Annotated in this window: 18 protein-coding genes and 2 tRNA genes; 16 read left to right on the forward strand and 4 right to left on the reverse strand. The window is 61.7% G+C overall.

Annotated elements, in window-relative coordinates:
* Nucleotides 1–90 precede the first annotated feature (90 nt).
* On the forward strand, nt 91–1,215 hold the full coding sequence (locus tag R1T44_RS07855) for a GGDEF domain-containing protein (RefSeq protein ID WP_054557336.1): 1,125 nt from the start codon (nt 91–93) through the stop codon (nt 1,213–1,215).
* Nucleotides 1,216–1,374: 159 nt separating this feature from the next.
* Here R1T44_RS07855 and R1T44_RS07860 read toward each other — a convergent pair whose 3' ends face one another.
* From R1T44_RS07860 to R1T44_RS07870, 3 genes are all read right to left on the reverse strand, one after another.
* A complete protein-coding gene (locus R1T44_RS07860; RefSeq protein WP_225347839.1) occupies nt 1,375–2,586 on the reverse strand; it encodes a DEAD/DEAH box helicase in 1,212 nt (403 codons plus the stop codon).
* Between the two features lie 222 nt (nt 2,587–2,808).
* Nucleotides 2,809–2,899: transfer RNA gene (locus R1T44_RS07865), tRNA-Ser, on the reverse strand.
* Nucleotides 2,900–3,119: 220 nt separating this feature from the next.
* Nucleotides 3,120–3,210, reverse strand: a tRNA-Ser gene (locus tag R1T44_RS07870).
* Between the two features lie 254 nt (nt 3,211–3,464).
* Between R1T44_RS07870 and R1T44_RS07875 the strand changes: the two genes are divergently transcribed.
* From R1T44_RS07875 to R1T44_RS07900, 6 genes are all read left to right on the forward strand, one after another.
* Entirely contained in the window at nt 3,465–4,133 is a 669-nt protein-coding gene (locus tag R1T44_RS07875) for a Bax inhibitor-1/YccA family protein (RefSeq protein ID WP_054557334.1), read from the forward strand.
* 127 nt (nt 4,134–4,260) lie between these two features.
* Nucleotides 4,261–4,650, forward strand: coding sequence for a sulfurtransferase complex subunit TusD (tusD, locus tag R1T44_RS07880; protein WP_043335054.1), 390 nt, complete (start codon nt 4,261–4,263; stop codon nt 4,648–4,650).
* Between the two features lie 52 nt (nt 4,651–4,702).
* Nucleotides 4,703–5,113, forward strand: a complete 411-nt coding sequence (tusC, locus tag R1T44_RS07885; protein WP_225347840.1) for a sulfurtransferase complex subunit TusC — start codon at nt 4,703–4,705, stop codon at nt 5,111–5,113.
* A 121-nt stretch (nt 5,114–5,234) separates the two neighbouring features.
* On the forward strand, nt 5,235–5,525 hold the full coding sequence (gene tusB / locus R1T44_RS07890) for a sulfurtransferase complex subunit TusB (RefSeq protein ID WP_043335056.1): 291 nt from the start codon (nt 5,235–5,237) through the stop codon (nt 5,523–5,525).
* A gap of 55 nt (nt 5,526–5,580) precedes the next feature.
* Nucleotides 5,581–5,934: a TusE/DsrC/DsvC family sulfur relay protein gene (locus tag R1T44_RS07895; RefSeq protein ID WP_166019546.1), complete on the forward strand. Its 354-nt coding sequence runs from the start codon at nt 5,581–5,583 to the stop codon at nt 5,932–5,934.
* Between the two features lie 205 nt (nt 5,935–6,139).
* Nucleotides 6,140–6,868, forward strand: a complete 729-nt coding sequence (locus R1T44_RS07900) for a YebC/PmpR family DNA-binding transcriptional regulator (protein ID WP_054557332.1) — start codon at nt 6,140–6,142, stop codon at nt 6,866–6,868.
* A gap of 186 nt (nt 6,869–7,054) precedes the next feature.
* Here the strand turns inward: R1T44_RS07900 and R1T44_RS07905 are convergent, their stop codons facing one another.
* Nucleotides 7,055–7,741, reverse strand: coding sequence for a DUF4396 domain-containing protein (locus R1T44_RS07905; RefSeq protein WP_153635435.1), 687 nt, complete (start codon nt 7,739–7,741; stop codon nt 7,055–7,057).
* Between the two features lie 280 nt (nt 7,742–8,021).
* Between R1T44_RS07905 and rloA3 the strand changes: the two genes are divergently transcribed.
* From rloA3 to R1T44_RS07950, 9 genes are all read left to right on the forward strand, one after another.
* Nucleotides 8,022–8,618 carry a retropepsin-like aspartic peptidase RloA3 gene (gene rloA3 / locus R1T44_RS07910; protein WP_225347841.1) on the forward strand — a complete coding sequence of 199 codons (597 nt, stop codon included), beginning with the start codon at nt 8,022–8,024 and terminating at the stop codon, nt 8,616–8,618.
* Between the two features lie 69 nt (nt 8,619–8,687).
* Complete coding sequence (locus tag R1T44_RS07915) at nt 8,688–9,083, forward strand: thiol-disulfide oxidoreductase DCC family protein (RefSeq protein WP_225347842.1); 396 nt, start codon at nt 8,688–8,690, stop codon at nt 9,081–9,083.
* A gap of 142 nt (nt 9,084–9,225) precedes the next feature.
* Complete coding sequence (gene fhuF, locus R1T44_RS07920) at nt 9,226–10,107, forward strand: siderophore-iron reductase FhuF (RefSeq protein WP_225347843.1); 882 nt, start codon at nt 9,226–9,228, stop codon at nt 10,105–10,107.
* An 86-nt stretch (nt 10,108–10,193) separates the two neighbouring features.
* A complete protein-coding gene (rlmF, locus tag R1T44_RS07925) occupies nt 10,194–11,390 on the forward strand; it encodes a 23S rRNA (adenine(1618)-N(6))-methyltransferase RlmF (protein WP_225347844.1) in 1,197 nt (398 codons plus the stop codon).
* Nucleotides 11,391–11,637: 247 nt separating this feature from the next.
* Nucleotides 11,638–12,606: a glycosyltransferase family 2 protein gene (locus R1T44_RS07930; RefSeq protein ID WP_317292832.1), complete on the forward strand. Its 969-nt coding sequence runs from the start codon at nt 11,638–11,640 to the stop codon at nt 12,604–12,606.
* A complete protein-coding gene (locus tag R1T44_RS07935) occupies nt 12,606–13,082 on the forward strand; it encodes a lipid-A-disaccharide synthase N-terminal domain-containing protein (protein ID WP_225347846.1) in 477 nt (158 codons plus the stop codon). The genes R1T44_RS07930 and R1T44_RS07935 overlap by 1 nt, the downstream gene beginning before the upstream one ends.
* A 101-nt stretch (nt 13,083–13,183) precedes the next feature.
* Entirely contained in the window at nt 13,184–14,875 is a 1,692-nt protein-coding gene (locus R1T44_RS07940; RefSeq protein ID WP_225347847.1) for an ArnT family glycosyltransferase, read from the forward strand.
* Between the two features lie 113 nt (nt 14,876–14,988).
* Entirely contained in the window at nt 14,989–16,773 is a 1,785-nt protein-coding gene (locus R1T44_RS07945) for an ArnT family glycosyltransferase (protein ID WP_317292833.1), read from the forward strand.
* Between the two features lie 2 nt (nt 16,774–16,775).
* Nucleotides 16,776–17,942, forward strand: a complete 1,167-nt coding sequence (locus tag R1T44_RS07950; RefSeq protein WP_225347849.1) for an NAD-dependent epimerase/dehydratase family protein — start codon at nt 16,776–16,778, stop codon at nt 17,940–17,942.
* Nucleotides 17,943–18,041: the final 99 nt, after the last annotated feature.

Consider the following 18,041-nt stretch of genomic DNA (forward strand, 5'->3'; position numbering starts at 1 on the left):
TCATCAATATCGTATTCTGTTGATGTCAGGCCAATTTGTCCGTGACAGCGCCTGGCCACCGATTGTGGCCAGCGACAAGGAGGTGACTACATGGCCAGCCCACATCCTCATCTCGCGGGCTTTCTGCGACGATTCGAGCAATTTCCGCCCGGACTCACGGCGGATGAGAAGACCTTTCATGCCACCTTCAACGTGGTCTACGTGCTGGCGGTCAGCTGCCATCTGCTCTACGCCATCCTGCTGTTGTGGCTGGGCGAGATGGGCATTCTGGCGCTGAATCTGGCGATGCTGATCGTCGATCTGGTCTGTCTGCAGCTGCACCGTGCTCGCCGTGAAGCCCTGGCGGCCACGCTGATGGCGCTGGGCACCTGCGCGCAGATCAGTTTCTCGTTGCGCTATTTCGGCTCGGAGGCCGGGTTCGACTACTTCTACTTCGGCGCCTTGCTGTGCATCTACTCGATCCGCATGTCGTTCATGCGGCGCGTTCTTCTGTGCGCAGCCTGCCTGAGCATGCCGCTACTGGCCTACATCATCCTGATGTTGGAAGGGCCGACCAATCCGCTGCCCGCCGGCTGGATGCTGGCATTTCGCATCATCAATCTGGGCGTCTTGACCATCTTCTTCACGCTGGTGCTGGTGCAGATGGGCTGGTCGGTGGAGCGCCTGCAGCAGCGTTTCGAGACGGGAGGGCGCTTCGATGCACTGACCGGCGCCCTGAGTCGCGCCGAGCTGGTCGACAGCGGGCGTGGCATGTTGATCAACAACGGGGCGCTGAGCGTGATGATGGTGGATGTCGACCATCTGGCGCTGATCAACGAGACCTGGGGTCGCCAGGCCGGTGATCAGGTGCTCAAGGAGCTGGTGCGGCGCATGCGCAGCATCCTGCGCGGGGAGGACCTGGTCGGGCGCTATGGCGGCGAGGAGTTCGTGCTGTTATGCCCGGGGCTGCATGGCGAGCGCGTCGATCAGGTGGCAGAGCGCCTGTGCAAGGGCGCCTCGGCGTTGCCGTTCGTCATCAATGACGGCCTCAACAGTCTGGATGTCAATCTGTCGATCGGTGTTGCCCAGCGTCAGTCCGGCGACAAGGACCTGGAAGGCCTGATCGCCAAGGCCGACGTCAATCTGTTCCGCGCCAAGCAGGACGGCGGCAATGGCTTCGTCAGTGACACCCAGCTGGGCCCCGTGGGTGGGCCGGGCATCGCCGCCATCAATTGAGCGCAATTCACTGCGCGCAGAGTCTTGTGCACAGAGGTTTGCGTATAGAGATTTGCGAACAAAGCTTGGTATACAACCCAGCACGCCCCCGGAGAATGACGTTCATGTCTCCGGGGGCGTGCGTGTGTCAGGGCATCATCAGGCTTGCCCTGAGAAGAGTCAGCGGCGGTTGGACTGGCGACGACGGCTCTTGCTTGCGGACTTGGGGGCGTAGTCGCTGTTCGAGGCCGGTACCGCGAGCTTGGGCGCAAAGCCTTCCACGACTTCGCGTGTCACGAAATAGCCCAGGTGCTGCTCGATGGCGCACAGGTTGCGGAAGTCATCACGCGAGACCAGCGAGATGGCTTCACCGCTCGCCCCGGCACGGCCGGTACGCCCGATGCGGTGGACATAATCCTCGGCGGCGTCCGGCAGGTCGTAGTTGACCACGCGCTGCAGGTCATCGATGTCGATGCCCCGCGCGGCAACGCCGGTGGCCACGAGATACTTGATGGTGCCGGCCTTGAAGTCGGCCAGCAGCTGCTCGCGCATTGCCTGGCTGCGACCGCTGTGGAAGGACTCGGCGGCGATGTCACGCTTCTCCAGCTGACTCACCAGCTTGGCGGCGCCGCGCTTGGTCTCGATGAAGATCAGCGCCTGCTGCCACTGCTTCTCGTGAATCAGATGGCTCAGGAGGGCGGACTTGAACTCCTTGTCGACCGTGATCAGATACTGGCTGATATCCGGCGCGGTGACGTTCTCCGGTGCGACCATGATCTCGACGGCGTCCGTCACTGCGGTCTTGGCGAGTACGCGCACCTGGGCCGAGAGCGTGGCCGAGAACAGCAGGTTCTGGCGCTCCCTGGGCAGCTTCTCGACGATCTTGTTGATGTCGGCGATGAAGCCCATGTCGAGCATGCGGTCCGCTTCGTCGATGACGAGGGTGCGTGTCTCGTCGAGATGGATCGCGCGGCGGGTCAGCATGTCCAGCAGGCGGCCGGGCGTCGCCACCAGAATGTCCACGCCCTCGATCAGGCGTTGTTGCTGGGGTTCGATCTCCACGCCGCCATACATCGCCATGGAGCTGACTTCCAGATACCGGGCGTAGTGCTGGATGTTGTCTTCGACCTGGATCGCCAGCTCCCGCGTCGGCGTCAGGATGACGGCATGTACGCGCTTGGCACGCACCTTGGGCGCTTGCTGCAGGGTCTGCAGTATGGGCAGCACGAAGCTTGCCGTCTTGCCGGTACCCGTCTGGGCGGCGGCGATCAGGTTGTCACCGGCCAGTACGACGGGGATCGCCTTCTCCTGGATGGGAGTCGGGGTCTGGTAGCCTTGCTCGGTGACGGCCTTGACGATGGAATCGCTCAAACCAAGGGCAGAAAATGGCATGGTGTCTCGACTTGTCTAGAGGGGGAGGGGCAAGCGCACATTCTGCGGCAAGGAATGTCTGGCGCAGTGATGCTCACTGTAGCCGAAAGTCCGCTGACGGCCCGGCGCATCATTGGCCATCGCTGCTCAGGCAGGGTAGCGAAGTGGCGGCGATGGGCGCTGCGCGGCAACAATGAAAAAGCCCCGCCTACCTGAAGTAGACGGGGCTTTCGGAATTCAAGGTGGTGGAGGGACAGGGATTCGAACCCTGGGTAGGCTATTAACCTACGCCGGTTTTCAAGACCGGTGCATTCAACCGCTCTGCCATCCCTCCGACTCACGGAGCGAAATACTACCGAACCTGATGAGAATAGCAAGAGGTAAGCGAAGAAAAATCTTCGGAAAAGCCATCGCGGACAATCACTTGCAGCAGGATGGCGCCGGGGTGAGGCCGCCGGAGCCGCCTGCTGGCACCAGACCATGAATCATGATCATGTGTCAGGCCACGAAAAAGCCCCGCCTACCTGAAGTAGACGGGGCTTTCGGAATCAAGGTGGTGGAGGGACAGGGATTCGAACCCTGGGTAGGCTATTAACCTACGCCGGTTTTCAAGACCGGTGCATTCAACCGCTCTGCCATCCCTCCGACTCACGGGATGAAATACTACGGATTTTTCAGTCAGGGTCAAGGGCTTAGCGTAAATTTCCTTGTCGTTCAGATGCTTGAAAGGTCGCACATGCCACAATGGCTGCGGAGACTGACGATGTCGTTGCCTTGCACGCGCCGGATGGTTGCCTCAATAGGGCTTTTCATCGTTCTGTCTCTTGATTAGGCAAACCCCTGAGGGCATGCTGGGGTCAAATCGATGAATCCATCGTAGCAACCTGAGGATAGACACCATGGCTAACAGCTCCTGGCAGGTCTCGCAGGATACCGCGAGCCGCTCGCTCAGTACTCACAAGGTACTGCGCAACACTTACATGATGCTGGCAATGACGCTGCTGTTCTCCGCGCTGACAGCTGGCGTGGCGATGAGCATGGGCGTCGGCCGCATGAACATCTTCGTGCTGCTGATCGGTGCCTACGGCCTGATGTTCCTGGTCCACAAGACCGCGAACTCCACCGCCGGCATCTTCGCGACCTTCGCCTTCACCGGCTTCATGGGCTTCACGCTCGGCCCGGTACTGAACGCCTACCTGAGCCTGCCCAACGGCGGCCAGCTGGTGATGACCGCGCTCGGCATGACCGGCATCACCTTCGCCGGCCTGTCCGCGGTGGCACTGGTGACGCGCAAGGACTTCTCGTTCCTGGGCAACTTCCTGTTCGCCGGCGCCATCGTGCTGATCCTGGCGATGCTGGCAGCGATGATCTTCAACATCAGCGGCCTGGCACTGGCCGTCTCCGCCGGCTTCGTGCTGTTCGCCTCCGCGGCGATCCTGTTCGAGACCAGCCAGATCATCCACGGCGGGCAGACCAACTACCTGCTGGCGACGGTGAGCCTGTACGTCTCCATCTACAACATGTTCGTCAGCCTGCTGGCCCTGCTGGGCTTCGCTTCCGACGATTGATCGTCAAGCGAAGGAACATGAGACCTGCAAACGACCCCGCCTCGGCGGGGTCGTTTGCGTTCGGGTGTCAGGTGGCGTGACTCGCGCTAGAATGGCGCCCATTCATAAGCAGTCACACGAGGTTCGCATGCGTTATGCTCTGGCCGTCTACGGCGGCCCCTACAGCCAGCAGGCCAGCCATTCGGCGCTGCGCTTTGCCGACGCCCTGCTGGCGCGCGGCCATCAGCTGACCACGGTGTTCTTCTATCACGATGGCGTCTATAACGCCGCCAACATGATGGCACCGCCCCAGGACGAGCCGCATCTGCGCGATCGCTGGCTGTCGCTTGCCGAGAACCACGCCACCCGCCTGCAGGTGTGTGTCGCGGCGGGGCTGAGACGCGGCATGCTCGATGAGCGCGAAGCGGCGCGGCATGGCAAGCAGGGGCATACCCTCGAGGCGCCGTTCGAGCTGACGGGGCTGGGCCAGCTGGTCGAGGCGACGCTGGACAATGACCACCTGATCACCTTTGCATGACGTCATTTCTTGTCGTCACTGATGATGTCACTTATCGAGTGAGGAGCAGACCATGAGCGATGTGATGACGGCGCCCCTGGCAGGCGATGACGCCGGGATGGCCGCCGGTGATCTGCTGGTCATGCTGCGCCATGGCCCGCATGGCAGCAGCTGGCTGCGCGAGGGGCTGGAGGCGGCGATGGTCGCGGCCGCCTTCGGGCGCGAGGTCGGGCTGCTGTTCACCGGCGATGGCGTGATGGCGCTGCTGGAAGGGCAGCAGGTCGGGCCGCTGGGGCAGAAGGGCAGTGACAACCTGCTGGCGGCGCTTGAGATGTATGACGTCGAGCGCTGCTACGTCGATGCGGCGGCGCTGCGCGCACGGGGCCTGACAGCGCAGGATGTCACGCTGTTGCCGGTCACGCTGCTCGAGCACGACGAGGTGGTCGCGCTGACCACCGCGTTCTCGCGCGTGCTGAGCTTCTGACACGTCACTGCCGCCAACGCTGGCGACTGATATGCTCGCATCAGTTTCCTGATGCCATGTCATTGATATCTCTTGATTGATGGCCAGTGGCAGTCCCAGCTTCCCTTGCCTGGATAATTGCATGAATCTACATCTACTCAATCGTTCGCCATTCTCCAGCCGCATCCATGATGATGTGCTCAATGCCATGGGCCCGGAAGATCAGCTGCTGTTGATCGAGGATGGCGTCAATGGCGCCCTCGACAACGCCGAGCAGCACCTTGCCGGGCTTGAGGGGCGGCTGTTCGCGTTGCGCGAAGACCTCGAGTCCCGCGGCCTGCTGGGGCGCTGCGCGGAGAACGTCATCGTGGTCGACGTCGACGGTTTCGTCGCCTTGACCGAGGCCGCCGACAAGACCGTCAGCTGGTTCTGAGGCGCCAGGCGCTTCTCCCTTTCAATTTTCATGCAAGACGTGAATCAGGATCTGTATGGCCAGTAGTGAAACGGTGCGCACACTGACGCTTGATGGGCGTGATATCGGACTGGATGCGGAAGGTTATCTGGTCGATCTGGATGACTGGAGCCCGGCGCTGGCGGAAATGCTGGCCGCCGAGGAGGGGCGTGAACTGACGCCGGAGCACTGGGAGGTGATCGAGGTGTTGCGCGACTTCTATCAGCGCTTCTCGCTCTCGCCGGCCATGCGCCCGCTGAGCAAGGCGATGACCCAGCGGTTTGGTCCCGACAAGGGCCGCTCGCTGCATCTGATGCGGCTGTTCCCGGACAGCCCGCCCAAGGTGGGCGCGCGCATCGCCGGGCTGCCCAAACCGACCAACTGTCTGTGACGGTCAGCCGCATGCATGAGTCACCTTGCCCGTCGTGGTGCGCTGCGCTCAACGCGCAAGACCCGGCAGGGATGGCGACGTACGGCGTTGTCTGCGTTACTATTCGTCACAGCGTTGCGGTGTCGGCCAGGAGGCCGATGCTGCTTCAGGTCCCGCGACATGGTCGCAAGGGCATTTGAATTCAGGCGGACAAGAGTCGACTTGCATGGGAAGAGCATTCCAGAACCGTAAAGAATCAATGGCGCGTACCTCTCTCAACAAGGCACGCGTGTATTCACGTTACGGGCGCGAGATTTACGTCTCGGCCAAGAGCGGTGGCCTCGACCCCAACGGCAACCTGAGCCTGCGTCGTCTCATCGAGAAGGCCAAGAAGGACCAGGTGCCGACTCACGTCATCGACAAGGCGATCGACAAGGCCAAGGGCACCGGCGGCGAAGACTTCGCTCTGGCGCGCTATGAAGGCTTTGGTCCGGGCAACGTCATGGTCATCGTTGATTGTCTGACCGACAACAACAACCGCACCTTCGGCGAAGTCCGCACCTGCTTCAACAAGGGCAAGGGCAAGCTGGGCGCGCAGGGTTCGGTGTCGCACATGTTCGACCACCGCGCCATCCTGGCTTTCAAGGGCGCGGAAGAGGACGAGGAAAAGGTCCTGGAAGCGCTGATGGAAGCCGACGTCGATGTCAGTGATATCGAGCTCGACGAAGGCATCATCACGGTTCTCGCGCCGACGACCGAGTACTTCAAGGCCAAGGGTGCGCTGACCGACATCTACGGTGAAGACCTCGACTTCGAAGTCGATGAGATCAGCTTCATTCCGCAGATCCATACCGAAGTCGGCGGCGATGATGCCGAGCTGCTCAACAAGATGCTCGAGCTGCTGGATGATTGTGAAGACGTGCAGCAGGTCTATCACAACGGCGAGTTCGTCTAGGCCAGCGTCTTGAACGTGATGCGACTGACGGTTTCACGCTGACTGGGATGCGAATGTCAGTGTGAGAGGTCAGTCAGAGAAAAGCCCCGTCGGCATGCCGACGGGGCTTTTTCATGTCTCGACACTCTGCACGTATCGACACTCTGCACGTATCGACAGTACGCGCGTCTCAGCAGTGCGCGCGCTTCAGCAATGTGCATGGTGCTGCGCTTGCGGGTCCGTCTCGCGTGGGTCCGCCATGCCACCCTTGACGCCATGCTTTACCAGCCAGACGTTGACGGGCCAGGCGGCGAGCAGCCCCAGGCTCAGGGAAATGATCAGCGAGTTCCAGAACAGCGGCTGGTGCATGCCGGCACCGCCCGCAAGCCAGAGGTCCACGGAAATCGCCACCACTTCCATCACCACGATGGAGGCCGTCTCGCTCTTGAAGGCATCACGAATCACCTGCGGCTTGTCATCACTGCCGCCCTGCAGCATCGGGCCGACCGTCAGCAGGAAGCCGAACAGGTAAGCGAAGATGAAGGTGATGATCGCGGTGGAGATATTGCCCATGGCCAACAGGCCCACCGCCAGGCTGACGCCGACGAATTCCCCCAGTCCGCAACCCGAATAGCAGTGCGCGACGCTCCTCAGCCCCTTGCGGGCATCACCGTTGGCGGCGATCTGGCGCCGCCCGGCGAAACGATAGACCAGCAGTCCCACGACACCGGAGTAGAGCGTGGTCAGCCCCCACACCCACTTCATCATCGGGGCCAGGTGAGCATTCTTCGTGGTCAGGTCACGCACGACCCAGATCAGCGCCGGTACCATCAGCAACAGCCAGCACAGCAGCAGGCTCCAGTGGGAAAGTGACTCACGTAATAGATCTTGCATGGTGACCCCCGTAGAGTGGATGTCGCAGATGGCCGTGCGCCGATAGCAATACGCTGATAGCAGTACGCTGGTGGCGCGGCCCTCCTTGATAGCTGGTGGGGGCAGCGCGCCATATCAAGGGTGGCTGGTCATCGCCTGCTCGCAACCGCCCGTTGCTTCCGCCTGACAGGGTGACAGACGAGGGTGTGTTCTCACGCCTTGTTAACCTTGCCGCAAGCCTCCATGGTGAAGGATGTCGGGCATTGCCCTTGCAATGTCGCCACTTTTCCCAGGAGTCACCATGTCGAGATACGCTGCTACATCCCTTGCGCGCGCCGCCCGTCAATTCGCCGGCGTCGGCTTGATTGCCTCGCTCGCCGCGCCAGCCGTGGCCCAGGCGGCAGACGACAAGGTCTTCGGCTGGGTGGAGAAGGCGACCATCGAGCCGTGGGGCGTGATGGTGAAGGCCAAGCTGGATAGCGGCGCACTGACCTCCTCGATGCATGCCGAGAATATCGAGACCTTCGAGCGTGATGACGAGGAGTGGGTGCGTTTCGATGTGGAAGTCGAGGACGAAGCCAAGGGTGACAAGGTCGAGAACACCTTCGAGCGCCCCCTGTATCGCGACCTGACGGTATCCGGCGCAGGCGGACGCGATACGCGCCCGGTGGTGCTGATGACGCTGTGCATGGGCGGCGAGCGCTACGAGGAGCAGTTCAGTCTGCGCGATCGTGACGGCATGAATTACCCGGTGCTGCTGGGGCGCCGCACCATCCAGAGCCTGGGTGTGCTCGATGTGCGCAAGACCTTCCAGACCAGCCCGGACTGTGCCGAGGACGCGCCGCTGCATCGCTATGAAGACAAGGAGTATTCCGATCGCATCGGCGCGGCGTCCTGATCATATGTCGCTCTGAACGCTCATTGAGGAACGCGTACTGCGCACATTCATCACAAGAGGGAGGCCAGCATGTCGGACATCGCCAGCCAGCGACCTCAGCGTGACGGTTTGCCACTCATCAGGATCTACTACGACGCGCGCTGCCCGGTGTGTCGTCGTGAACGCGCCCGCTACGAGCGGCTGTCGCGCCAAGACGCCAACGTCGAGTGGTGGGATGCGACGGATAACGCCGAGCATCTCGCCGCTCGCGGCATCGGCCTTAAGCAGGCATTGCTGTCGTTGCATGTCGAGACAGCGCAAGGGCAGATCTGTGAGGGCATGCCGGCGTATCGCCTGCTGCTTGCGCGCATCCCCGGTCTTGCCTGGCTGGGGTGGCTGATCACGCGGCCGCTGATCGAGCCGGCGCTGACGCGAGTCTACGATGCCTGGGTGCGTCGTCGGCTGTGTCGGGACGGCAGGCTGTGAGGTGCCGACGAGCCCGACGCAGGCTGCTGGAAGCCCCGTTGCAAGCCCTGCTGGTTTATCATGCTTTTTTGATATGCAAATGCTAATAGTTTTCGTTAGTATGTGAGGCACTGTCTGTTTCTTCACGTCTGCGAGCTTCCCGATGATCGACGCGCTTTCCCCGCTCTTTGCCGGTCCGATGGTTGCCTATCGGGACCTGATCACTACCTACACTCAGGTGCAGGCAGATGATGAGGCGTCGCTCCAGCGTGTCGTGCCGGCGCGCGATGTGCTCAGCCCCGGGTGGCTGGCGGCGTGCATCGCCGCGCATGGCATGCAGTACGAGGCCAGCCCGGCAAACGCCGCCTCTCACCACAGCGCCCCCGATGAGCAGGCGCTGCTATCCCAGTGGTCCAAGTACCTGTTGTCCTCGATGGTGTCGCTGCCGCTGGCGGCCAACCTGCTGCTGGACCATCAACTGCCACTGGAGCTGCGGCATCTTTCGCTGCGCCTTGGCGAGCATGGCGTGGTCACGCAGCTGATACTCGATGATGCGGCGGGGCAGGGCGCAAGCCTCCCGGCGGAGATCGAGTCGGCCGATGAGGCGACGCGGCTCCAGGCGCGCTTTCAGGGCTACCTGGCGCATCTTGAGGCCGTCATCGAGCGCCTCGTGCCGCACACTGCGCTGGGGCCCAAGGTCTTCTGGAGCAACGCGGCACATTACTTCGTCTATATCGTCGGCATGCTGGAAGAGCAGGGCTGGGTCGCGCAGGCGGCGCCGGCACGTCAGCTGATGGCGACCAGAATTCTGGCCGACGGGCGGCGCAATCCGCTCTATCAGCCGGTCAGCGACGTGATGGACCGCCACGGCGAACGGCATACGCCGCGCAAGGTATGCTGCGTGCGTTATCGCATCGAGTGCCTGGGCTATTGCAGCAATTGTCCGCTGAGCATCGAGCGCGCCACGGCCCGCCGCGCTCAGACGCGTCGGGTCGATCAGCGCGCCAACTCGCGCGCGGCGCTGATCGGCAGCGACCTGTCCTGATGGGTAGCGTCCTGAGCGGCAGCGGTCTGTGTTGATCGGCGCCCTCTGGTAAGATGGCGGCCCCTGTCATTGTCCGGTATGTCGTCATGTCCTCGTCTTCGCGCCGCCCACGCGGTGCTTCCCTCGCCAAGTCCGGCGCATCCTCCCGACACGACTCGGCTGACAGACGTCAGCAGGGCACCGCGGCTGACCGTCGTGATCCGGCCGCGCGCGAGAAGCCTGGCGCGGCCAAGGCGCCTTCCATTAAAGCGCCTTCCAACAGGATGCCTTCCAACAAGGCGCCTTCCATCAAGGTGACCCCGGCTCGCAAGGGTCAGCTGCATCCCCGCAACCCGCATCGTGGGCGCTATGACATGGCCGCGCTGGTCAAGGCGAGCCCGGCACTGGCGGCCTTCGTGATCAAGACACCCGCTGGCAGCGAGTCCATCGACTTCGCCGATCCCCTGGCGGTCAAGGCGCTCAATCGGGCCCTGTTGAGTCGCCATTACGGTATCGCCCACTGGGACATCCCCGCCGGCTATCTGTGTCCGCCCATCCCCGGGCGTGCCGATTATCTGCATTACCTGGCGGACCTGATCAGTGAGGCGAATGGCGGTCAGCTGCCGGCGGGTGAGCACGTGCGCGCGCTGGATATCGGCACCGGCGCCAACCTCATCTACCCCCTGCTGGGCAATCGCAGCTTTGGCTGGCAGATGGTCGGCAGTGATATCAGCGCGCAGGCGATCGACTCGGCTCGCGCGATTGTGAGCGCCAATCTGCGGCTCAAGGGCCAGATCGAGGTGCGTCTGCAGACTGATCGCACGCGCCACTTCGCTGGTATCTGGGGCGCGGATGAGCGTTTTGATCTGGTGCTGTGCAATCCGCCGTTCCATGCCAGCGAAGCCGATATGGCGCGGGAATCGCAGCGCAAATGGCGCGGGCTCGACAAGTCGCGCCGGCAGCGCGGCAATGCCTCACGCAAGGGGCGTGCACGCAACGTGCCAGCGCTGAATTTCGCGGGACAGGCGGCCGAGCTCTGGTGTCCGGGCGGGGAAGAAGCCTTCGTCACCCGCATGATCCAGGAGAGTCGCAACGTCGCCACGCAGTGCCTGTGGTTCACCTCGCTGGTCGCGCATTCGGCGAGCCTGACCGGCATCAGGAAAGCCCTCAAGCTCAGTGGCGCCAGCGAGGTCAGGGTGATCGAGATGTCCCAGGGGCAGAAGGTCAGCCGCTTCGTCGCCTGGTCGTATCTCACGCCCGACCAGCGTCGGCAGTGGGGGCGGGATCACTGGCAAGGGAAGTGAAGCGTCTGTCATAGCCGTATCAAGAGAGTCTTCGACTCAATGATGTCTTTGCATTGAAGCCCCCGTCGCCCAGCGCGACGGGGGCTTCTTGCATTGGCGGTTGTCATCCGCGCTTCACTTAAGCCTGCCTTAATAGTTTGCGGGCAAACTTTCTGCCAGAAACGCGCAGCCTGCCGGTTCCGATCGCTGCAGGATCTGACATTTATCCGGCTTGCTCGACGCCCAGTCATTGCTCAGGAGTTATTCCATGAAGTCCGCGATCACCATGACATCGCCTGGTCCAGACCACCCCTCGGCGCAGGGCGAGGGGCCCTTGTGCGGAGGAGTTTCGGTGTTGATACCGGCTCGTGATGAGCGTGACAACTTGCCGGGCCTTATTGCCGAGGTGCATGAGGCGCTTGCGGGGCAGCGCTACGAGATCATCGTGGTGGATGATGGTTCCAGTGATGGCAGTTGGAGTTGGCTCAAGCAGGCTGCGCAGGAAGATGCACGATTGCGCCCCTATCACCACGGCACCAGTTTCGGACAGAGTACTTCGCTGTGGCAGGCTGCCAGGCTGGCGCGCGGTCGATGGTTGGCGACCCTGGATGGTGATGGCCAGAATGATCCAGCGGACTTGCCGGACATGTTGTCACTGGCAACGCTCGAAAAGCTCGACCTGGTAGCTGGTCATCGCACGCAACGCCGCGATGATGCCGTCAAGCGTGTGTCATCACGCTTGGCCAATGCCATCCGACAAGCGCTGCTGCAAGATGACACGCCAGATACCGGCTGCGGAATCAAGGTCATGCGTCGTGACGTCTTCCTTCGGCTGCCGTATTTCGATCACATGCATCGCTTTCTTCCGGCGTTGGTTCGCGCTCAGGGTGGCAAGGTGCAGTCATTGGCAGTCCGTCACCGCGAACGAGTGGCAGGAGTATCCAAATACGGCTTCTTCGATCGGCTCTGGGTCGGTATTGCCGATATCGTCGGAGTGATGTGGCTTGTGCGTCGCTCGCGTCTACCGTCACCGCTCGAGAATATCTTTGGCCATGCTGCCAGTGAGGCCATCGACCATGGTTCGCTGCCGTTGGTGGGGACGCCCGTGTCGACGCCTTCTGCATTCGCGCCAACAAGCCTGTTTGACTCCCCCTCTAGATATCAAGCTGATGGTCACGATGCAGCAGCAGGTGACAGCAACCCGGACCAGGCCGACGTGGCGCGGGGTGCCTGCTGATGGATGTCAGTCCGTGGTGGGTCGCTGTCGGTTTTGGAGGCCAGGCGCTGTTCTCGGCGCGTTTCATCATTCAGTGGCTGGCCAGTGAGAAGGCACGTCGTTCCATCGTTCCTCGTGCCTTCTGGTGGTTCTCGCTTGCCGGTGGCATGACGCTGCTTGCGTATGCCATCCACCGCGAGGATCCGGTATTCATTGCCGGTCAGGGGGCAGGGCTTTTCATCTATCTGCGTAATCTGAGCTTGATCAAGCGGGATCGCCGGTCACTCACGTCGCCTGGTAGCGAAGCGTCGTCTCAGGCACCGCAGGAGGCCACTGTCGTCGAACACGCTTGTGGCAAGACGGAAGATCGCGAATCGGGCACTGACGACTCCCTGAAGGCCAGGCTCGCGTCGCTGGAGATAGAAAACGCCCGACTCAAGACTGAAGTGGCACACCTCCATGTCAATCCCGTTCAGCACCAAGGGACAGGCGCATGAAGGCAATGACGCCAGCTGGCGGTGTGTACCGAAGACTTTCCCGCCATCCCTGGTGGGTCCTGGGGGCGTTGTATCTATCTGTCTCTGCCATCGGGCTTGGCATGCGTATGCCGTGGCCTGCCGATGAGCCACGCTTCGCGCTCAATGGTCTCGAAATGTGGATCACGGGGGACTGGTGGTTGCCACACCGCGCGGGAGAGCTTTATCCCGACAAGCCGCCGATCTTCATGTGGCTCAGTGCCTTGTCCACTGGCTTGGTAGGGGATATCCGCATCGGCTTTGCCCTGCCGTCGCTGGTGGCCGGAGCCGCGACTCTGGGGCTGAGCGTGGACCTGATTCGCCGCCTGCATGGCCGGCACACAGCCTTCATTGCCGGGCTGTGGTTGCTCGCGTCAGTGCAGTTCATCTTGCAGGCCCGTACGGCTCAGATCGACATGCTGGTCACGGCTTTCATCCTGCTGGGTAGCTGGGGATTGTTGCGGCATGCATTGCTCAATGATGGCGTGCGCTATTTCTATCTCGGCTGCTTTGCGATGGGACTTGGCATCCTCACCAAGGGGGTCGGGTTCCTGCCGTTGCTGATGTTGCCTTTCTGGCTGATGGCTGCGCGTCACGCATCGATTTGGCGCAGCAGTGGTCGTCGCGCAGGGCAGCTGACATCACGCGAGCTGTTGATCGGACTCTGCTGGATGCTGGCGGCTCCGCTGCTCTGGGTAGGGCCGATGCTGGTAATGTCCTTCGTGTCCGGCGATTCGGAGCTTGCCGCCTATCGCGACAACATCCTGCTCAAGCAGACCGCTGAGCGATACACCGACAGCTGGCATCATCTGAAGCCTTGGCATTACTTCCTGACCAGTGTGATTCCTTGGGCATGGATGCCGCTGCTGCTGACGCTACCCTCGTGGCCGAAGGCACTCGCTCGCCGCTTCTCGCGCCGCGATCTACGAGTCTGGCTGCCCCTGGTGGGTGCGGCATTGATGGTGGTCTTCTTCTCGTTGTCTCCAGGCAAGCGGGGAGTCTATATCCTGCCGGCGCTGCCGTTGTTGGTGATCGGTCTGGCACCCATGTTGCCGGGGTTGTCACGTAAGCCTCATGTCTCCTGGCTGGGGTTTGCACTTTGCGCCGGATTGGCAGGCATCTTCCTGATCGCGGCACTGCTCGGTGTCTTCGGGTACCCGGCATTGGCGACGCTTGCCGAAAAGGAGGGGGTGGTGCCGTGGGGGTGGTGGGGGCTGCTGGGTGTCAGCGGTATCACGCTCTGTACCTGGCTGAAACCACGGAACGGCTTGTTGGCCTTGGGGATTTGGCTCGTGGTGTTCTGGAGTCTGTGGGGCACCTGGGGGGCACGATTGATGGACCCGGTTCGCAATCCTGCCGTACTGATGGCGAAGGTTGCCGAGAAGAGCGATTACCAGGCATTGGCCATTCCCGACTTTCGTGAGCAATACATCCTGCAGGCGCGCCAACCATTGTGGCACTTCGGTTACAAGACGCCGGAGGAAGACCAATTCTCGCGCCTCTATGCATGGCTGAAGGAGGCCCCGCAGAACCGCTGGGTCTTGTTGACACCCCGCAAGCTCAAGCGGCATGCCTGTCTGGATGGCGCACAGGCCATCACATTGAATGAGCCTGATGAGCAATGGGTACTGCTACCTGGCAGCGCGGCCGTGAAATGTCAGGGCAATCCCGATGCTGCGCCGATGTATCTGGCGCCGACCTCGGTCTCGAATGAAGCGGCACAGCTGATCGGACTTCCCCAGCGCCATACTCTGATGCCGGAGGTTCAGCCATGAAGTGTCAGAAGCAACTTTCATGTGCGATATCCCTGGTGGGAAGAGGCTCCCATTCGTTGATCAACCTGAATGCCAGCGAGCGAATATGTTGGACGCTATGGGGAGTGTTGCTGATGTCAGCAGCGCTGGCACGACCCTATCTGCCCATCGATGAAACTCGCTATGTCTCGGTGGCATGGGAGATGTGGCATGCCGGCAGCGGGTTCGTCTCGACCATGAACGGGGCGGCCTACGCTGACAAGCCGGTACTGTTGTTCTGGTTGATTCACGCCGGATGGATGGTCTTTGGAGTCAATGATGTCTGGCCAAGATTGGTGATGCCGCTGGTCAGTCTGCTGGGTATCTGGCAGATAGGGCGTGTCGCCCGCACCCTGTGGCCGGCCGCTAGCCTGGCCGATGCCGAACGGCAGAGGCATGAACTTTGGGTACGCATGGTGCGTTGGATGCTCGCCGGTTGTCTGATGTGGGTGCTCTATAGCCAGGCCTTGATGTTCGATGTGCTGTTGACGACGTGTCTACTAGGCGCGTTGCGGCCCTGGTGTACACCACAGGGAGGGCAGCCGTTCAGCCTGAGCGTCGTGCTCGAGAGTGGTGTGTGGCTGGGGTTGGCATTGCTGGCCAAAGGGCCGGTCGCACTCTTGTGGTTTCTGTTGGTGGTCGGCTCGCGCCCCTGGTGGACGCAAGCACAAGCCCGCGAGGTGTGGGTCTGTGAGTGGCGCGGTTGGGTGTTGAGCCTGCTGCTGAGCATCGCGGTGTTGTGCATCTGGTTGCTTCCCGCCGTCATCACAGGCCCTCCCGACTATGTCGAGGATCTGCTTTGGGGCCAGACGGCAAACCGCGTCGTCTCCGCGCAGGATCATGCTCGACCGCCATGGTGGTATCTACCGTGGCTGGCGGTGTTGATCTTCCCGCTCAGCCTGCGCCCGCGATTGCTGATCGAGGGGTTTCTGGCCTCGGTTGCTCGGCGGCCAACGTCAGAGCATCCCTTGCTGAAGCTGGGACGCTTCTGGGCACTGGGCGCACTGCTGGTCTTTTCACTTATCTCCGGCAAGCAAGTGCATTATCTGATGCCGCTACTGGTACCGGTGAGTCTGCTGCTGGCCTGGGCTGCTCTGCGCCAGCCTCCGGCTCGCACATCGCTGAAACTGCTGGCAATGATCAGCGGTGGCCTGGGACTGACAAGCCTGGCGTTGGCGGTCATCGTCATGCCCGCAGGCTGGCTGACTGATGCCTCATTTCTGCCGACCAACGCAGCGCTGGTGGCTTCGGGCAACGCAAGCCTTGCGTGTCTCATGGCGGGAGCTAGCTTGCTGGCCTTGATGGTATGGCTATGGCCTTCCGTGGATGAGGCGAGACGCTCCATCACGGCTCAAACACCTGCCGCTGAGTCACTGGGCAATAGCGCGCTGAATGCTCAGCGGCGACTGGCGCTGGGTAGCGTGTTGCTGGTGACCTGCTTGCTGGCCCTGACATTACGTCCGTTATGGCCACGTCTGGATCAGACTGCCCTGGCTCAATGGGTTCAGCACCATCAACAGGAAGGCCAGGAGGTGGCCGTCGTTGGCTGGGACTATCAGGCAACCTGGCAATTTCTGGGGCGACTGACCCAACCGCTGAAGCAGTTGAAGCGCGATTCGAGTCAGCTGGATTCCTGGCAGACAGCGCATCCCGATGGCTGGCTGATAATCGAGGCTGACAAATGTCTGCGTCTACCCGACACGCGAGGCCCTCTGGCCGGCATGCGTGATTGGTGTCAGGCGGCAGTAGACGATGGAGCCAATGCCACGCCGGTCTTTCATCAGGGACGCCACCGATTATTGACGGTACCCGCAGCGGCATTGGGCGGCCCCTCATCAGCACCAACGGCGTTGGTCATGACCGCTCAGGAGAAACGATGAGCATGAAAATACTGGTAACTGGGGCTGCAGGTTTCATTGGTGCTGCTCTGTGTGAGCGACTCTTGAAGGAAGGCCTGCAGGTCGTCGGTCTCGACAATCTCAACCCCTACTATCCGTTGGCGCTGAAGCAGCACCGCCTGACACGTCTCGAAGCACTTGCCGGGCAGTGCGTTGCTGCCCCCGGGAATGCACGCCGGCTGGGCAGCTTTCGCTTCGTCAAGCTGGATCTTGTCGAACGTGAGGTGCTTCGCACATTGATGCAGGAAGCGGAGTTTGATGTCGTCGTCAATCTGGCGGCCCAGGCTGGGGTGCGCCACTCCATCACTCAGCCTTTTGATTATGTCGACAGCAACCTGGTCGGCTTCGTCAATCTTCTTGAGGCTTGTCGTGACACGGCTCCGAGCCATTTGCTCTATGCTTCCAGCAGTTCCGTTTACGGGGATGATACCCGTCAGCCTCTGCAGGAATCCCAGGCGGGTGTACGCCCGCTCTCGCTGTACGCTGCCACGAAGCGCTCAAATGAATTGATGGCTTACAGCTACGCGCATCTCTATGGTTTACCGGTGACAGGGCTACGCTTCTTTACCGTTTATGGCGCCCGCGGGCGCCCGGACATGGCGCCACTTCGTTTCGCACGCAAGCTGCTGGCCGACGAGGTGATCGATGTCTACAACCATGGACAGATGGCACGTGATTTCACCCATGTCAGTGATATCGTGGAGGGCATCTACCGGCTTATGCACCTGCCGCCGACGCAGGAAGTGAATGCCGCTCCCTCGCGTGTCCTGAACCTCGGGCGTGGCGAGCCCATCGCATTGGGGAATTTCATCAATGGCCTCGAGGCAGCGCTGGGTGTCCCGGCTCGCAAGCGTCTGCTGCCGATGCAGCCAGGGGATGTCGAGCGTACCTGGGCAGATACCTCGACACTCGAGACGCTGACCGGCTTTCGCCCCAGTGTCAGTCTTGCGACAGGGCTTGAGGAGTTGGCTGAGTGGGCGCAGCAGTATCCGTCACTGCTGAGAGAAACCGATGATGAGCAATCGCCCCGGGTGGGATGTCCTGACGAAGCAGGCGTCGCTGCAGGTGGACATTCTGGACGCATGACAAAGGCCGGCATGTCCGCCATGACGGCCTTGGCCTTCAGTAGTGGAACTCTCTTGAAGGCCTGAGTGCGATCAGTGGCTGTATATCTGAGGTCAGGTCGAGAAGAGACCAGTTCCCAACACAAAGAGCCCCGCCAGTGACTGGCGGGGCTCCTTGTGTCTTGC

The organism is Cobetia amphilecti (assembly GCF_032923285.1).
In the GTDB taxonomy this organism is placed as follows: Bacteria; Pseudomonadota; Gammaproteobacteria; order Pseudomonadales; family Halomonadaceae; genus Cobetia; species Cobetia amphilecti.

Coding starts and splice junctions, on each gene's coding strand:
- R1T44_RS07855 (WP_054557336.1), top strand. CDS start 91: ATGGCCAGCCCACATCCTCATCTCGCGGGCTTTCTGCGACGATTCGAG.
- R1T44_RS07860 (WP_225347839.1), bottom strand. CDS start 2,586: ATGCCATTTTCTGCCCTTGGTTTGAGCGATTCCATCGTCAAGGCCGTC.
- R1T44_RS07875 (WP_054557334.1), top strand. CDS start 3,465: ATGGCTAACAGCTCCTGGCAGGTCTCGCAGGATACCGCGAGCCGCTCG.
- tusD (WP_043335054.1), top strand. CDS start 4,261: ATGCGTTATGCTCTGGCCGTCTACGGCGGCCCCTACAGCCAGCAGGCC.
- tusC (WP_225347840.1), top strand. CDS start 4,703: ATGAGCGATGTGATGACGGCGCCCCTGGCAGGCGATGACGCCGGGATG.
- tusB (WP_043335056.1), top strand. CDS start 5,235: ATGAATCTACATCTACTCAATCGTTCGCCATTCTCCAGCCGCATCCAT.
- R1T44_RS07895 (WP_166019546.1), top strand. CDS start 5,581: ATGGCCAGTAGTGAAACGGTGCGCACACTGACGCTTGATGGGCGTGAT.
- R1T44_RS07900 (WP_054557332.1), top strand. CDS start 6,140: ATGGGAAGAGCATTCCAGAACCGTAAAGAATCAATGGCGCGTACCTCT.
- R1T44_RS07905 (WP_153635435.1), bottom strand. CDS start 7,741: ATGCAAGATCTATTACGTGAGTCACTTTCCCACTGGAGCCTGCTGCTG.
- rloA3 (WP_225347841.1), top strand. CDS start 8,022: ATGTCGAGATACGCTGCTACATCCCTTGCGCGCGCCGCCCGTCAATTC.
- R1T44_RS07915 (WP_225347842.1), top strand. CDS start 8,688: ATGTCGGACATCGCCAGCCAGCGACCTCAGCGTGACGGTTTGCCACTC.
- fhuF (WP_225347843.1), top strand. CDS start 9,226: ATGATCGACGCGCTTTCCCCGCTCTTTGCCGGTCCGATGGTTGCCTAT.
- rlmF (WP_225347844.1), top strand. CDS start 10,194: ATGTCCTCGTCTTCGCGCCGCCCACGCGGTGCTTCCCTCGCCAAGTCC.
- R1T44_RS07930 (WP_317292832.1), top strand. CDS start 11,638: ATGAAGTCCGCGATCACCATGACATCGCCTGGTCCAGACCACCCCTCG.
- R1T44_RS07935 (WP_225347846.1), top strand. CDS start 12,606: ATGGATGTCAGTCCGTGGTGGGTCGCTGTCGGTTTTGGAGGCCAGGCG.
- R1T44_RS07940 (WP_225347847.1), top strand. CDS start 13,184: ATGCGTATGCCGTGGCCTGCCGATGAGCCACGCTTCGCGCTCAATGGT.
- R1T44_RS07945 (WP_317292833.1), top strand. CDS start 14,989: ATGTCAGCAGCGCTGGCACGACCCTATCTGCCCATCGATGAAACTCGC.
- R1T44_RS07950 (WP_225347849.1), top strand. CDS start 16,776: ATGAAAATACTGGTAACTGGGGCTGCAGGTTTCATTGGTGCTGCTCTG.